This is a genomic window from Nonomuraea gerenzanensis, from assembly GCF_020215645.1.
In the GTDB taxonomy this organism is placed as follows: Bacteria; Actinomycetota; Actinomycetes; order Streptosporangiales; family Streptosporangiaceae; genus Nonomuraea; species Nonomuraea gerenzanensis.
Genome location: NZ_CP084058.1, coordinates 1,308,276 through 1,322,949 on the forward strand (window position 1 = coordinate 1,308,276; position 14,674 = coordinate 1,322,949).

Consider the following 14,674-nt stretch of genomic DNA (forward strand, 5'->3'; position numbering starts at 1 on the left):
TAACATGTTCTAACAAGCACTTGCGCCTGCCCTGTGAGGCGCTGGGAGAATCGTTCCTCCCCGTGGAGAGAGGTTCACCGTGCGGTTGGGTCGGCACCGCGCCGCGTTAGCCCCCGAGCAGCGACGCAGGAAGGCGTTCCAGCGCGGCATGCTGGCAGGGCTGACGGCCGTGGCCATCGTCGCGGCCGGCCTCGTCGTGATCTTCGGCGGCGGTGGCGTGCTGTGCAGCACACGAGAGCCTGTTCTGGTCAACGTGGCCGCCGCGGTGGACGTGGCCCCGGCGGTCATGGAGGCGGCGGGCCGGTTCAACGAGACGCGGACGGCCGTAAGCGGCCGGTGCGTGCTGGTCCAGGTGACCGAGCAGCCGCCGGCCACGGTGCTGCGCACGCTGATCGGCGACCGGGCGGGCGTGCTGGCCGAGCGGCCCGACGGCTGGATCGCCGACTCCTCCGCCTGGATCAGGCTGGCCCGCCAGCAGGGGGCCAGCTCGCTGCCGGCGGGGGAGAGTGTGGTGGCGACCTCGCCGCTGGTGTTCGCCACCCGGTCGTCGCTGGCCCAGCGCTTCTCGGTGGGCAGGACCGAGATGAACTGGCGGATGGTCTTCCCCTCGACCGTGCGCGGGCGGCTGACGCCCAACGCCGACGAGCCGGACGTCGTGCGCGTGCCCGACCCCTCGCTGGCCGGGGCGGGCATCGCCACCGTGGCCGCCGCCAGGGACGTCGTGGGCACCGGGCCCGACGCCGACAAGGCGCTGACCGCGTTCGTACGCTGGGCGCAGGCCGGCTCCGCGCCCGACTACCGCAGCATGCTGGCGGCCGTGGACGACCACACGTTCTGGCGGCGCCCGGTCGTCATCGTGCCCGAGCAGTCGGTGTGGAACCACAACCTGCGGCCCTCCTCCGACCCGGTCGTGGCCCTGCACCCGCGCGAGGGCACGATCAACCTCGACTACCCGTACGTCGTCACCGCCGCCGACCCCGACGTCGCCGAGGCCTCCACCGTCTTCGCCGGCTGGCTGAAGGGCGCGCAGGCGCAGGAGATCGTGCGGCGGGCCGGCTTCCGGTCCGGCGACGGCACGCAGGGGCCGATCTCGCCGGGCCCGCAGATCCCCTCCGCCGCCCCCAGGACCAGGTCCTCGGTGTCGCCGCAGGACATCGACGAGGCGCTGCGCGCCTGGAGCAGGCTCGCCCCGCCGACCAACATCCTCGTGCTGGCCGACACCTCCAAGCACATGGCCGAGCCGCTGAACGGCCGAACCCGGGTGAGCGTGGCGCTCGACGCGGCCAAGATCGGGCTGCAGCTCTTCCCCGACTCCACCCACATGGGGCTGTGGGAGTTCGCCGACAAGGTCGGCGGCATCAAGAGCTACCGGCAGCACGTCGGCCTCGGCCCCATCACCGAGCCCGAGACGGGGCAGGTCATCCGCCGCAGCCGGCTGGACCAGCTGACCAGCACCATCGCCGCGCATCCCAAGCGGGACAGCTCGCTGTACGACGCGATACTCGGCGGATTCCGCACGATGAGCAGCGGCTACCGCGAGGAGATGAACAACGCCCTGCTCGTGATCACGGCGGGGCGGGACGACGGCACGGGCACGGACCTGGGGGCGCTGCTCGACCGGCTGAAGCGGGAGTGGAACCCGGACCGGCCGGTGCAGATCATCGTGATCGCGTTCGGCGAGGGGGTCGATCGGGCCGCGCTGTCGCAGATCACGGCCGTCACGAACGGGTCCCTGCACGAGGCGGAGCAGCCGGGGGAGATCATCGACGTCTTCCTGGCGGCCCTGGCCCGGCGCCTGTGCCATCCGACCTGCAAGCCGACGGCCTAGGGCGGCCCAAGGGGCGGCCCTACGGGGCGGCTCAGGGCGGCTCAGGGGGGCGGCTCAGGGGTTGCGGCGGGCGATGGCGGCGTTGAGCGCGGTGGCGAACACCGTCCACGCCGCGTAGGGCAGCAGCAGCGCGCCGGCCGTGCGGTCGGCGCGCAGGGCCCGGCGGATCAGCACCGCGTTGGAGGCGTTGAGCAGCAGCAGCTCGGCCAGGGCCAGGCGCGGCGCTCTGGCGCGGAAGAACAGGGCCGGCCACGCGGCGTTCAACACCAGGTTCCCGGCCAGGGCGCGGGCCAGGGCGTCCCGCTCCGCGCCTGGCTCCTGATTCAGCGCGCGGGCGCCGCCGTACGCGATCAGGCCGTAAAGGGGGGTCCACACCAGGGGGAAGGCGCGAGGGGAGGGCTGCCAGGAGGGCTTGCGCAGGCGCTGGTACCAGGCCGTGCCGGGGGCGGTGGCCAGCGAGCCCGCGAGGGCGGCGGCGCCGGTGGCGAGCGCGGTGGCGAGCGCGGTGGCGAGCAGGGTCTTGTTCATGACGCGTGCCCCTGCCCGCCCCGCGGCGGTTCAAAAGGTGTTACACGCGTGCCCAGAGTGCCGGCACGTTCGGCGGCTCCCAGCCCGCGAGGGCGGTGTGCGCCTGGAGGCACCGGTAGGTGGCGCCGTTGTAGGTGACGGTGTTGCCGGCGGCGTAGGCGGTGCCGGCCCGCCAGGTGCCGGACGGCGTGGTGGTCGTCGGGGTCGGCGTCGGGGTGGGGGTGGGGGTGACGGTCGGGGTGGGCGTCGGGGTCGGGTTGCCGCCACCGCCGCCGATGTTCAGGTCGATGCAGGAGTAGAAGGCGTTGGCGGTGTCGGAGATGTTCCAGATGGCCAGGACCTTCTGGCGGCCGGAGTAGCCGGAGAAGTTGACCGTGTGGGAGATCGTCGCCGGCGGTTGCTGGCCGTTGCCGTTGAACACGGCCACGCGGTTGCTGCCGATGTAGTACTCGTAGTTGAGCGTGGCGTGCCGGGCGGTGAACGTCCAGGTGAAGGTCACCGAGCTGCCGACGGAGGCGACGGGCCAGGCCTTGCTCTCGTCGCTGAGCTGCGCGAACTGGCCGAGGTTGGCGTGGCAGCTACGCAGGCCCTTCGGGCCTTCCACGCTCTGGGGCTCGTAGATGATGTTGCCGCAGCCGGAGACCTTGCCCTGGGCGCAGTTGGCCTGGCGGGAGGGCGGCGTGAGCACGTAGCCGTGGGCGAACGCCGGGGTGGTGTTGAACACCGTGGTGGCGACCGCGATCACCACCACGGCGACTAACGTGAGGGTCCTTCTCATGAAGTGCTCCTTCACATGGGGGGTTGGCCCCAATGTAAAGGAAAGTTTCCTAACGGTAAACGCCTGGCTTACCGCCTGTCAGCGTGTGACGATGAAGTCGGCGGGATCGCGCGGCGCCCGGTCGCGCGGCGGCGCGGCGGCATGGCCCACGGCCACGCAGCCCATCGGATCCCACGACTCGGGCAGGTCGAGCACCTCGCGGACGACCGGGCGGCAGAACATCGTGGACGACACCCACGCCGAGCCGAGCCCCTCGACGGCGAGCTGGATCAGGAAGTTCTCCACCCCGGCGCCCGTCGCCACGATGAACATCTCCCGCTCCGAGGCGTTGCGCCGATCGTCGCCGTAGGTGTGCGAGCCCTCCATCACCAGGCACGGCACCACCAGGTAGGGGGCGTTGCGCAGCACGTCGCCCCGCTTGACCCGCTTGGCGATCGACTGCTCGGAGAAGCCGTCGCCGCGCAGGTCGGCGATCCACGCCTCACGCATGGCGTCGAGCAGCTTCGTCCTGGTCTGCGGCGACTCCAGCAGCACGAACCGCCACGGCGTCGTGTGGTGCGGCGCGGGCGCCGCGATGCCCGCCGCGACCGCCCTGCGCACCGCCTCGGGATCGACCGGCTGCTGCGAGAACTCCCTGATCGTCCGGCGGGCGAACACCACGTCACGCGACCCGTAACGGAACAGGTCCTCGTCGGCGCCCCGCACCAGCGGCCGGACCCCCGGCCCGTCGTCGTCGGTCACCAGGTGGGCCAGCCCGCGCACGATCGCCACCGGCACCCCGGCGAGCTTGCCCTTGACCAGCTCGGCGGCGCTCGCGATCTCGTCGGCCAGGGCCGTGACCGTGGCGCTGAGCTGGTTGCCGTAGGAGTCGGCCGCGCCGCGGTAGTCGTCGAGCGGCCGCACGCCGGCCGCGCCGATGGCCACGTCGGTGAGCCCGTGCCGCCACGGCCTGCCGAACGTGTCGGACACGATCACCCCGACCCGCCCGCCCAGCCCCGCCCTGATCCGCCGGGCCGAGGCGTCGGAGTCTTCCGGCAGGAGCAGGACGGTGCCCTGCTCGGTGTTGGAGGCGTCGACCCCGGCGGCGGCCATCACGAAGCCGTGCCTGGTCTGGGAGATCACAGTGTCGCCGCGCCTGGCGACCACGCGCTCGGTCTCCTCCTCGATGGCCGCCGTGCGGTCGGGCGCCCGGCGCACCCTGCCCTCGGCCTTGCTCACGATCTTGGAGGTGATCACCACGATGTCGCCGTCGCGCAGGGCGGCGCCGGACAGCAGCGCCGCCAGGTCGTCGCCCTGCCGCACCTCGCCGATGCCGGTCACCGGGATCACCTCGACCCGCGTCACCTCACTCACTGGGCAAGCTCCCGGGCCAGGTCGAGGGCCGAGCGGGCGATGTCGGCCGCGGCCTCGGCGTCGTGCATGAGGATCGGGCGGGCGAGCACGCGCACGCCGTCGAGCGAGACCCCGGAGTCCTCCTCGGCGACCAGCCAGCCGTCGATCAGCTCCGAGCCGTACAGCTCCAGCACGGCCTGCGCGGAGGTCTCCACCCCGATGGCGGTCAGGCACGCGTCGGCCATGCCCCGCACCGGCGCGCCTCCGATGATCGGTGAGACGCCCACCACGGTCTTGCCCAGCAGGGCGTCGCGGATGCCCGGCACCTGGAGGATCGTGCCGATGCTGACGACCGGGTTGGACGGCGGCAGGATCACCACGTCGGCCTGCTCGACGGCCTCCAGCACGCCGGGGGCCGGCTTGGCGGAGTCGACCCCGACCAGGGCGAACGACTGGGCGGGCACCGAGGCGCGCAGGCGTACCCACCACTCCTGGAAGTGGATCGCGCGCTTGCCGCGCTCGTCCTCGATCACGACGTGGGTCTCGCAGCGGTCGTCGCTCATCGGCAGCAGCCGCACGCCCGGCTGCCAGCGCGCGCAGAGCGCCTGCGTGATCTGCGACAGCGGATAGCCGGCCTCCAGCATCTGCGAGCGCACGATGTGGGTGGCGAAGTCGCGGTCGCCGAGCCCGAACCACTGCGGCTCGACGCCGTACGCGGCCAGCTCCTCCTTGACGACGTGGCTCTCCCCGGCCCGGCCCCAGCCCTGCTCCTCGTCGATGCCGTTGCCCAGGGTGTACATCACGGTGTCGAGGTCGGGGCAGACCCGCAGGCCGTACAGAGTGATGTCGTCACCCGTGTTGCCGATGACGGTGATCGAGGCGTCGGGTGCGGTGGCGCGCAGGCCCCGGAGGAAACGGGCGCCGCCGATGCCGCCGGCTAGTGACACGATGTGCATGCGGCCCAGTCTTCCATCGGGCTCCGACAAGCCCGTCTCGGGACCGGTTTTCCGGTTTTTGTCAGCTGTGTACTGCCAGGTATTGGACGATTTGATAGGGAAGAGCTTCCTGGGACTCCCGGCAGGTGAGTCAGTGATGTGGCAAACTCCCTTCGGGCTAAAGGGTCCGATGGGGGTACTTGTGAGCAAATTTGACGTTGCCCGGCTCAAGGAGCCGGCCGCCTGGGTCATGCTCGTCGCCGGGTTGCTGAACGTGGTGCTGGCGATCGGGCACATCCTGATCGGCTCGGCCGGCTCGTCCTTCACGGAGCGTGCGGTCGCGAACTTCTCCAGCGTGACGAGCCCGGTCGTGACCGCGTTGCTGCTCGGTGCCGTGTTGCTGGTGACCAAGGTGGGCGAGCCTTCGCCCAAGGCGAAGCCGATCACGTACGGCTCCGCGGCCGGGCTGCTGCTGGCGTCGGTGTTCGGCATGCTGGCACTGCTGTCCGGGTTGTTCGCCGGTGTCGGTGCGCGGGCGACGATCGAGTTCGTGCTGCTCGGGGTGCCCACCCTCGCCTTGACCGCCCTGGCGCTGGTCTACCTGCTTCCGCAGGTGCTGCCCGAGCGGCCGGCGGCGCAGGTGTACCACGGGCAGTTCGGCCCGCAGCCCGGGTTCTTCGACCAGCAGCAGTACAACGCGCAGGGACAGCCGCAGGCGGGCCCCGGCTTCCCCCAGCCCCAGCCCGGGTTCGGCCAGCAGGGCCCGCAGGGGCAGCCCGGCTTCGGCGGTCCTCAGGAGCCGCAGCAGGGCTTCGGCGGCCCCCAGGAGCAGCAGCCCGCCGCCGCCTTCGGCCAGCAGCCCCCGTCTGGTCAGCAGCCGCAGCCCGGTCAGCAGTCGCAGCCCGGCTACGGCCAGCAGCCTCCGTCCGGTCAGCAGCCTGAGCCTGGTTATGGTCAGCAGCCCATGTCCGGTCAGCAGCCCCAGCCCGGCTACGGTCAGCAGCCTCCGTCCGGTCAGCAGCCTGAGCCTGGTTATGGTCAGCAGCCCATGTCCGGTCAGCAGCCCCAGCCCGGCTACGGTCAGCAGCCTGCCGAGCCCGGCTACGGTCAGCAGCCTGCTGAGCCCGGCTACGGCCAGCAGCCTCCCTCCGCCCAGCAGCAGCCTGAGCCTGGTTACGGTCAGCAGCCGCCGTCCGGCCAGCACTTCCAGCCGGGTTACGGCCCCCAGCCCCTGTCGGGTCAGCAGCCGATGCCGGGCCAGCCCCAGCCCGGTTACGGCCAGCAGCCGCCCTCCACCCCCGGCTACGGCCAGCCCGGCTTCGGCGGCCGGCCCGAGCAGCCCGAGCCCCAGGCCGCGGCCTACACTCCGCAGCCGGCGCCGCACATCAGGGGCGCGCTGCCCGCAGCCCCCGCCGACCAGCAGCAGCCCGAGCCCTACGCCCCCGAGGGCTTCGGCCAGTACGTCCCGGCCGACACGGCCCCCTCGACCCCGCCGGTGCAGGAGTACGCCACCCCGCCCGCCGGCGAGTACACCCCGGCCCCGTACGTCCCGGCTGACAGCCAGCCGAACCTGTACGGCCAGCCCAGCCCGAACCCGTACGCGCCCCCCGCGAACGACCCCTTCCCCACCCCCGCGGACCAGCAGCCCGCCCCTTACGCCGCCGCCGACCAGCAGCCCAGCCCGTACGCCCCGGCGGACCAGCAGCCCAACCCCTACGCGCCCCCCGCCGAGCAGGGCTACCCGTCGGGCGACACCACGCCGAACGTGCCCTACCCGCAGACCGAGCAGCCCCAGCAGTTCGGCCAGCAGCAGTCGTACCTCGGGCAGAGCGCGTTCGACCAGCAGCAACAGGGCGGCCAGCCGTTCACGGGCTACTCGGGCCACGAGTTCGCCGCCCCGTCGGCGTACCAGGAGCCCGACCCGCCGGTGGACCCGCGCTCGCAGCAGCTCATGGACGCCTACCAGCAGGCGGAGACGTACCAGTCGAACGTCGGCACCCAGCCCGAGCTGCGCGTCCCCGACTACGGCGCGCAGCAGGCCCGGCCGTACGACGACCCGTTCGGCCACCCGCAGGCGCCCGCCCCTCAGCACACGCCCCAGCACGCCCAGCCCCAGCCGGGCGGGTACGAGCCGCAGCAGGGCCAGTACCAGCCCACCCACCAGGCCCCCCACCAGCAGCAACAGCAGCAGGGCGGCTGGGCGGACGCGCAGGGCGGCGAGTCGACGATGCGGATCGACCCCGCGTCGTTCGGCGGCAGCTACGGCGGCGACCAGCGCCGCCCCGGGGACGACCCGATCGACCCGACCGCCATATACACCCCCAACGAGCCACGCAGGTAACGGACCGGCAATGGACGGCTAGAGAGAAGGTGGGCCACGGGCGGGTGTCTATCCCGCCCTGGTACGGTTCCGACCGCTGAGAGCTTGACCGAGTCAGGTCGACGCCCTGCCCGAGGGCGCCGGCCCGGCTCGAACATCACATGCCGAGCACACCGGGGCGAGATCTGGTCTTTCCCCGGATAGCTGCATGCCGCTTGACGCCACGTGCGGCACACGCGTGTAATTACAACCATGTTGTTACGCCTTCCGGTGGGTGGGTAATAAGGAAGGCGTCCATGGGGGGCTCCATTGCGGGCGGGCGGCAGGGAGGTGTGCAGTGACCGATCCGGTCATCGCACAGGATCAGCTTGACGCTGAAGAACTCGGCTGGCAGGAGCGTGCGTTGTGCGCTCAGACGGATCCGGAGGCGTTCTTCCCGGAGAAGGGCGGCTCCACCCGAGAGGCCAAGAAGGTCTGCCGATCGTGCGAGGTCCGTGCAGAGTGCCTGGAATACGCACTCGAGCACGATGAGCGGTTCGGCATCTGGGGTGGGTTGTCCGAGCGGGAGCGGAGACGGATCAAGCGCCAGGCGGTGTAGGGATAGAGGGGGGAAGGGGTCACGCGGGAAGCCGTGTGGCCCTTTTCGCATCTCCTGAATGGCTCGCACCTGTAGGGTGGGGCCGCCTGATCTTCCCCCCAGGAGTCACCTGCACATGTCCCGTCCCTACGTCACCGCGATCGTCGTCGCCCATGACGGCGCGCGCTGGCTCGGGGAGACCCTGCGTGCGCTGATCAACCAGAGCCGCAGGCCGGACCGCGTGGCGGGCGTCGACAACGGCAGCAGGGACGGCTCGGCCGACCTGCTGGGACAGACGCTCGGCCCCGGCAACCTGGTCTCCCTGCCCCGGTCCACCGGTTTCGGCGAGGCGGTCGCCAAGGTGCTCGACCGGCTGCCCGCTGGTGGGCGCGACGAGTGGCTCTGGCTGCTCCACGACGACTGCGCCCCCGACAGGCGCGCGCTGGAGATGCTGCTGAGCGCGGCCGAGCAGGACCCCAAGGCCGCCGTGCTCGGCCCCAAGCTGCTCGACTGGATCGACCGCAGGCGGCTGCTGGAGATCGGCGTCACCGTCGGCCGCACGGGGCGCAGGGACACGGGGCTGGAGCCGCGCGAGTTCGACCAGGGGCAGCACGACGGGACACGGGACGTGCTGTCGGTGTCCACGGCCGGGATGCTGATCCGGCGGGACGTGTGGGAGCAGGTGGGCGGGCTCGATCCGTTCCTGCCGCTGTTCCGCGACGACCTGGACCTGTGCTGGCGGGTGCGCAACGCCGGTCACAAGGTCCTGAACGTGACCTCCGCCGTGGCCTGGCACGCCGAGGCGGCGACGCGCAGGCGGCGGCGCATCACGGTCAGCGGCGACCATCCGCGCCGCCTCGACCGGCGCAACGCGATCTTCGTGGTGCTGGCGAACCTGCCGTTCGCCGCGATGGTGCGAGGGCTGTTCAGGAACGTGCTCGGCTCGTTCTTCCGCACGCTGCTGTTCATCGTCAGCAAACAGCCGGCGAACGCGCTGGACGAGGTCGTGGCCATGGGCTCGGTCCTGGTGCACCCGTTCAGGCTGCTGCGGGCGAGACGGGCCCGCCGCCACGGCCGCAAAAGGGGATTTATCCGCATAAAGCGGCTTATGACCCCTCGCGGGGCCGCCTACCGGCGCCTCACCGACATGGTGCAGAGCTTCCTCGCCGGCGAGGCCCCGGTCGACGCGGCCGGCCAGCACCACCACGTCGCCCACAGCGAGGACCAGGACGCCGTCCCGCCCTCCGACACCGGCGCCTTCCAGCGCTTCATCGGCCGGCCGGGGGTCATCCTCATGTTCGCACTGACCGTCGTCTCACTCGTGGCCGAGCGGTCGCTGCTGGGCGGCGAACGGCTCGGCGGGGGCGCACTCGTCCCCGTGACGGGCGGCGCGGCCGATCTGTGGGCGTTCTACCTGGAGGGCTTCCACGACGTGGGGCTCGGCTCGACCGCGCCCGCCCCGCCGTACGTGGCCGTCCTGGCCGCGCTCTCCACGCTCGCCTTCGGCAAGACGTGGCTGGCCGTGTCGGTGCTGCTGCTCGGGTCCGTGCCGCTGGCCGGGGCGACCGCCTACCTGGCGACCCGGCATCTCATCCCGTCCGTGCCCGCCCGGGCCTGGGCGGCGGGGACGTACGCGCTGCTGCCGGTCGCCACGGGGGCCGTCTCCGGTGGGCGGCTGGGGACGGCTGTGGTGTTCGTGCTGCTGCCCGTGTACGCGTGGCTGCTCGGGATCATTCTGCTCGCCCCTGATCGGCGGCGGGGGCGGCGGGCGGCGTGGGCGTTGGGGTTGTGGCTGGGTGTGGGGATGGCGTTCGTGCCGCTGGTGTATCCGCTGTTCGCGGTGGTGGGGGTGCTGGGGGCGGTTGGGCTCGGACGGTTGGTCGCCGGCGGGCGGGGGCTGGGCCCGGCTGGCACCGACGCCTCGGCCACCGCCACCGCCACCGGCACCGGCACCGGCAGGGGCACCGGCACCGCTGCGGGCGCCGCCCCGGGATCGGGCGCTTTCACGGGCGCTGGCCCGGCAGGCGCATTCGCGGGCGCCGGTCCGGCAGGCGCCTTCGGTGGTGCCGGCCCGGCGTCGGGCGGCTCCGCTACCGGCACCGGCATCGGGGGCGGCCCTGGCAGCGGTGACGCCGGTGGCCGTCGGGAGCGGGCCGGTGGACGGCGTGGCCGAGCCCGTGGCGGTGCCCCGAGCAAGGGAGCCAGGGGCGGCAGGGGAGCGGGCGGCCGGGTGAGCCGTGAGGCGCTGGTGTCCATGGCGATCGCGCTCGCCGTACCACCGATCCTCCTGCTCCCCTGGACGGCAAGCCTCGTGACGGACCCCGGCAGAATCCTCCTGGAAGCGGGCCTGCACGACCCGGCCCTGGTGAACCCGTCCCTCCCACCGGAAGCCCTGCTGGCGCTCAGCCCGGGCGGCCCCGGACTGCCGCCGTTCTGGGTGACGGCCGGCCTGGTGGCGGCGGCGCTGGCCGCGCTGCTGATGCGCCGCCAGCGCCTGATCGTCGCGATCGGCTGGGCCGTGGCGCTGTACGGGATGTTGGCCGCCGTCCTGGTCAGCCGCATCACGATCGACGGAGCCAAGGTGTGGCCAGGGGTGCCGCTGGCGTTCGCGGGGACGGGGCTGGTGGTCCTGGTGGGCCTGACCGCCCACCGGCTCGCCGAGCTGCGCGCCGGCGGCGGGATGCGGCGGCTGGGCGCGACGGTCATGGTGGCGGTGGCGTTCAGCACGCCGCTGCTGGCGGCCGGCTACTGGGTGGTCAACGGGGTGCGCGGGCCGCTCGTGGGCGACGCGCGGGACGTCATGCCGGCGCTCGCCGCCGCCCGTACGACCCAGGGGGAGCGCACCCTGGTGATCAGGGGATCGGGGTTCACCGTGCTGCACGGCCGGACCCCGCTGATCGGCGAGGCCGAGCTGCCCGTCGCCGACCAGGTCCGCGACCGCGTGGGCGCGGCCGTGCAGGGGCTGGTCGGCGGCCGGGGCGGCGACGCGGCCACGCTGGCGGCGCAGGGCATCGCGATGGTGGCCGTGGCGCCCCCGGTCACGCCGGAGCTGGCCAGGACCCTCGACTCGCAGCCGTCCCTCGAACGCATGAGCCTGTCGGACACCGGCGGCGGCCTGTGGCGCCTGGCCGAGCCGGTCACCCGGGTGCCCGCCCAGCCGGTGAGCGTCCTGCACGCGGTGTGGCTGTGGACGCAGGGCGCGCTGCTGCTGGTCGTGGCCCTCCTGGCCTCGCCCGGCCGCCGCCAGCCCGAGCCCGCCGAGGCACCCGCCGTCGCGCTGGCGGGTGCGTGATGAGGCGCTTCCTGGAGAACAGGTTCGGCCTGCTGGCGCTGGTCGTGGTGTCCCTGGCGGCCATGTACGGCATCGCGTACGTCACCAGGCCCGCCGTCACCCCGCCCACCCCGGAGGGCCCCCGCAAGGTGGCCGTGGAGTCGGTCACCGCGGTGTGCCCGGGGACGAAGGGGGAGCAGGTCAACGTGTACCTGCCGGGCGAGCTGAACGGCGAGACCATGGAGAACGGGAAGCCGTACGTGACCAAGGGCCCAGGCGGCCTGGAGGCCGGCTACCTCACCCGCGCCACCGCCGGCGCCGGGCGCGGCCTGGCGGGGGTCCGCTGCACCGAGCCCGCCCCGGAGACGTGGCTGGTGGGCCCGGGCCCGGCGAACGCCGACGTCCGCCTGCACCTGACGAACGCCGACAAGGCGCCCGCGCTGGTGGACGTGCAGGTGTACGCGGCGGAGGGCAGGGTCTCCGGCGACGCCGGCCTCGGCCTGGACCTCGCGCCCGGCGAGCACAGGGAGATCGACCTCAGGACCCTGGCGCCGTCCGCCGACGTGATGGCCGTGAGCGTCACCACCACCTACGGCCGCGTCGCCGTCGCGGCCAGGGCCACGCTGGAGACGGGCGGCGTGGACTGGCTCCCCCCTGCCGCCCTCCCGGCCACCCGCGTCGTCGTCCCCGGCATCCCGGGAGGCGGCGGCCTGCGCAGGCTCCTCGTGGCCACCCCGGGCGAGACGGACGCGACGGTGGAGATCAAGGCGGTCAGCCAGGACGCCGAGTACGCGATGAAGGGCAGGGAGACCCTCGACGTACCGGCGGGCAGCATCACCGCCCTGGACGTCACCACGGGCGTGGCCGGCTCCCCGGCCGCCCTCGTCCTCACCTCCCGCACTCCGATCGTCGCCGGCCTCATCGCCACCGGCACCGGCGCACGCCCGGACGTCGCCTTCACCGCCGGCACCCCGTCCCTCGCCCTGGGCAGCGCCGTCGCCCGCAACGCCACCGGCTCCCAGCTCCTGCTCACCACCCTCGGCACCCAGCCCGGCAAGGTCCGCGTCCAGGTGGTGCCGGGGAAGGGGACCCCCGAAGCCGCGTTCGACGTGGACGTACCCGCGGGGCGGACGCGGGCGGTGAAGCTGAAGGCCCGGGGGGACTTCGCGGTGGTGGTCACGCCGGTGGCGGGGGAGGTCTACGGTGGCAGGCTGGTGGAGGAACGCCAGCGGACCGGCGTCCTGCTCACGACGCAACCGCTGGCGCCGGCCCGGATGTTCACGATGTTGCCGCCGTTGACGGGCACGTACGGGGTGGTTCTGCCCTGAGGTCCTCGGGGGGGACTGCTCGGTACTCCCACTGAGGCGCGCTTCGTGCTACGGAGGTCGGGCAGCGCCCTGTGGGACAGGCCCCCACACCCCCGGCGAGAGGCCTGCCGGCCCCTCGCGCTCCCCGGACGCGATCCCGCCTACCACATCTCGCGTTCAGTGAGCTGGTCATATCACTTAATGTGCATACATCACTACGTTGAGCATTCGAACACATTAGCCTGTGGCGGGTCGAAACACTTCCGCAGGAAAGGTCCCCATGTGGATCACGTTAGCTGCCGCCTCGGCGATGGCTGTCACCCTGGCCGCCGCCCCCGTCGCATGCGCGCCCGCCGGCAACAGCACCACCCATCCGGCGGGCGAGCACGGCTGCCAGAACGCCTGGGGCCCGCTCGTGGCCGTCCAGTTCGCGCCGGCCAAGCCGAAGGTCCGTGCCAGCCTCCGCGTCAAGTGCGACAAGGAGCTCATCACGACGTTCATGGCCAGGATCGCCATCGAGCACAAGGACGGCCTCTTTGCCGACTGGTACGAGATCAAGCACGACTACTACGAACAGCTCCCGGGCCTCGCCAGCTCATACACGCTGCTGTCGGATCCCTGCCGCGAGGGCAGCTACCGCGCCAAGGCCTCGATCACCGGAACCTTCATGAACGGTGAGCCTTTCAAGGTGACAGAGGAGACACCCAGCACGACTGTGGACTGCGAGCACCCGGAGCCGATCACCTGAAGGGAGCGGCCGGATCTCCGCCATGGGAGCACGAGATGTGGATCCTGGGATGCGGCGGCACGACGCCGAGCGCCCAGCAACTGGCCGCGTCTGAGTTGGCCCGCGTGATGTTCACCGTGGCATAAGTGGGCGGAGTCGTGGTCGGATCCGCGTCCCCCGGCCACACTCCCCACCCGTCCTGCCACCAGGCCACCCGCCAGAGCTGCTCCTCACCCTCCGGCTCCGCGAACCCCTCATCCTCCTCGACAGGCCGCTCCCACCACCACCACCTCCGGCGGCTCGGCCGGTAGTAGAACCGCTGCTCCCCGCTGTGCCGACGCCGAAGCCCATGACGGAACATGCCCTCAGCATCGCAGACCCGCCCCCGCCCCGTCCCGGGAGAGCCCGATCTCCCCATGGACGGGCGGATCAAGGGCCGATGCCGTCCAGGACGGTGCCGACCAGGTCGTCGACGAACTCGGCCGTCGGTTCGGGTGGCGCGGCGACGTCGTACAGGAGCCGCGCCAGGACCGCCTCGTGGCAGACCCCCGCGATCATCGCCGCGGCAGCGTCGACCTTGGCGCCGGGCGCGAGCCGCCCCAGCTCGACCTCCGCCCGCAGATACCCGTGGAGCCGGTCGCGCCAGTCCTCGCCCGGCACGCTGATCGCGGCGAACGCGCTGAGGACCTTCGGCTGGCCGACCAGGCCGGCGAACGCGGGCAGCACCGCCTTGTGGAAGGCGATGCCGTACACGACGTAGGCCCGCAGGTGCTCCCGGACGGAGCCGGGCGCGCCGGGCCCGGGCAACTCGCCGAGCCCGCGTCCGACCGTGCGGACGTGGGCGCGCAACGCGAGCGCCAGGAGCTCCTCCTTGTCCGCGAAGTGGTTGTAGAGCACCCCGTCGGCGACGCCCGCCTCCCGGGCGATCGTGCGGACGGTCAGGCCGGTGGTGCCGTGCTCGGCGATCAGGCGTTCGGCCGTGGCTACCAGGTGATCGCGCAGGCTGAGGTCGCTTCCGCGCAGGGCCGGGGCTTTTCTCGGTGACACCAGGACACCGTACCGAGAGCGAGG

General features: G+C 72.6%; 11 protein-coding genes. 6 read left to right on the forward strand and 5 right to left on the reverse strand.

Annotated features, from left to right (window positions below):
• The first annotated feature begins 79 nt into the window (after positions 1-79).
• Entirely contained in the window at positions 80-1,828 is a 1,749-nt protein-coding gene (locus LCN96_RS06625) for a substrate-binding domain-containing protein (protein ID WP_225271689.1), read from the forward strand.
• A 54-nt stretch (positions 1,829-1,882) separates the two neighbouring features.
• On the opposite strand, the gene LCN96_RS06630 is transcribed toward LCN96_RS06625, so the two are convergent.
• The 4 genes from LCN96_RS06630 to cofD all read right to left on the reverse strand — a co-directional run bounded on the left by LCN96_RS06630 (position 1,883) and on the right by cofD (position 5,422).
• Complete coding sequence (locus LCN96_RS06630) at positions 1,883-2,356, reverse strand: TspO/MBR family protein (protein WP_225271690.1); 474 nt, start codon at positions 2,354-2,356, stop codon at positions 1,883-1,885.
• Positions 2,357-2,396: 40 nt separating this feature from the next.
• The gene (locus tag LCN96_RS06635; RefSeq protein WP_225271691.1) at positions 2,397-3,134 is read right to left on the reverse strand and encodes a lytic polysaccharide monooxygenase; all 738 of its coding nucleotides are present in this window, start codon (positions 3,132-3,134) and stop codon (positions 2,397-2,399) included.
• A 78-nt stretch (positions 3,135-3,212) separates the two neighbouring features.
• Positions 3,213-4,487 carry a coenzyme F420-0:L-glutamate ligase gene (locus LCN96_RS06640; protein WP_397351857.1) on the reverse strand — a complete coding sequence of 425 codons (1,275 nt, stop codon included), beginning with the start codon at positions 4,485-4,487 and terminating at the stop codon, positions 3,213-3,215.
• A complete protein-coding gene (gene cofD / locus LCN96_RS06645) occupies positions 4,484-5,422 on the reverse strand; it encodes a 2-phospho-L-lactate transferase (RefSeq protein WP_225271692.1) in 939 nt (312 codons plus the stop codon). The genes LCN96_RS06640 and cofD overlap by 4 nt, the downstream gene beginning before the upstream one ends.
• Before the next feature lie 181 nt (positions 5,423-5,603).
• On the opposite strand from cofD, the gene LCN96_RS56450 reads away from it, so the two are divergent.
• The 5 genes from LCN96_RS56450 (at position 5,604) to LCN96_RS06670 (ending at position 13,624) form a co-directional block, all read left to right on the forward strand.
• Positions 5,604-7,742 carry a hypothetical protein gene (locus LCN96_RS56450; RefSeq protein WP_263657446.1) on the forward strand — a complete coding sequence of 713 codons (2,139 nt, stop codon included), beginning with the start codon at positions 5,604-5,606 and terminating at the stop codon, positions 7,740-7,742.
• 316 nt (positions 7,743-8,058) lie between these two features.
• Positions 8,059-8,319 carry a WhiB family transcriptional regulator gene (locus tag LCN96_RS06655; protein ID WP_020546325.1) on the forward strand — a complete coding sequence of 87 codons (261 nt, stop codon included), beginning with the start codon at positions 8,059-8,061 and terminating at the stop codon, positions 8,317-8,319.
• A gap of 115 nt (positions 8,320-8,434) precedes the next feature.
• Entirely contained in the window at positions 8,435-11,590 is a 3,156-nt protein-coding gene (locus tag LCN96_RS06660) for a glycosyltransferase family 2 protein (RefSeq protein WP_225271693.1), read from the forward strand.
• Positions 11,590-12,897 (forward strand): DUF5719 family protein, encoded by a 1,308-nt coding sequence (locus LCN96_RS06665; protein ID WP_225271694.1) that lies wholly within the window; start codon positions 11,590-11,592, stop codon positions 12,895-12,897. Before LCN96_RS06660 ends, LCN96_RS06665 begins: the two co-directional genes overlap by 1 nt.
• Positions 12,898-13,156: 259 nt before the next feature.
• On the forward strand, positions 13,157-13,624 hold the full coding sequence (locus tag LCN96_RS06670) for a hypothetical protein (RefSeq protein WP_225271695.1): 468 nt from the start codon (positions 13,157-13,159) through the stop codon (positions 13,622-13,624).
• Between the two features lie 408 nt (positions 13,625-14,032).
• Here the strand turns inward: LCN96_RS06670 and LCN96_RS06675 are convergent, their stop codons facing one another.
• On the reverse strand, positions 14,033-14,650 hold the full coding sequence (locus LCN96_RS06675) for a TetR/AcrR family transcriptional regulator (protein WP_225271696.1): 618 nt from the start codon (positions 14,648-14,650) through the stop codon (positions 14,033-14,035).
• Positions 14,651-14,674 lie beyond the last annotated feature (24 nt).

Excerpts from the sequence above, each read along its gene's own strand:
- LCN96_RS06630 (WP_225271690.1), bottom strand. The coding sequence starts at position 2,356 with ATGAACAAGACCCTGCTCGCCACCGCGCTCGCCACCGCGCTCGCCACC.
- LCN96_RS06635 (WP_225271691.1), bottom strand. The coding sequence starts at position 3,134 with ATGAGAAGGACCCTCACGTTAGTCGCCGTGGTGGTGATCGCGGTCGCC.
- cofD (WP_225271692.1), bottom strand. The coding sequence starts at position 5,422 with ATGCACATCGTGTCACTAGCCGGCGGCATCGGCGGCGCCCGTTTCCTC.
- LCN96_RS06660 (WP_225271693.1), top strand. The coding sequence starts at position 8,435 with ATGTCCCGTCCCTACGTCACCGCGATCGTCGTCGCCCATGACGGCGCG.
- LCN96_RS06665 (WP_225271694.1), top strand. The coding sequence starts at position 11,590 with ATGAGGCGCTTCCTGGAGAACAGGTTCGGCCTGCTGGCGCTGGTCGTG.
- LCN96_RS06670 (WP_225271695.1), top strand. The coding sequence starts at position 13,157 with ATGTGGATCACGTTAGCTGCCGCCTCGGCGATGGCTGTCACCCTGGCC.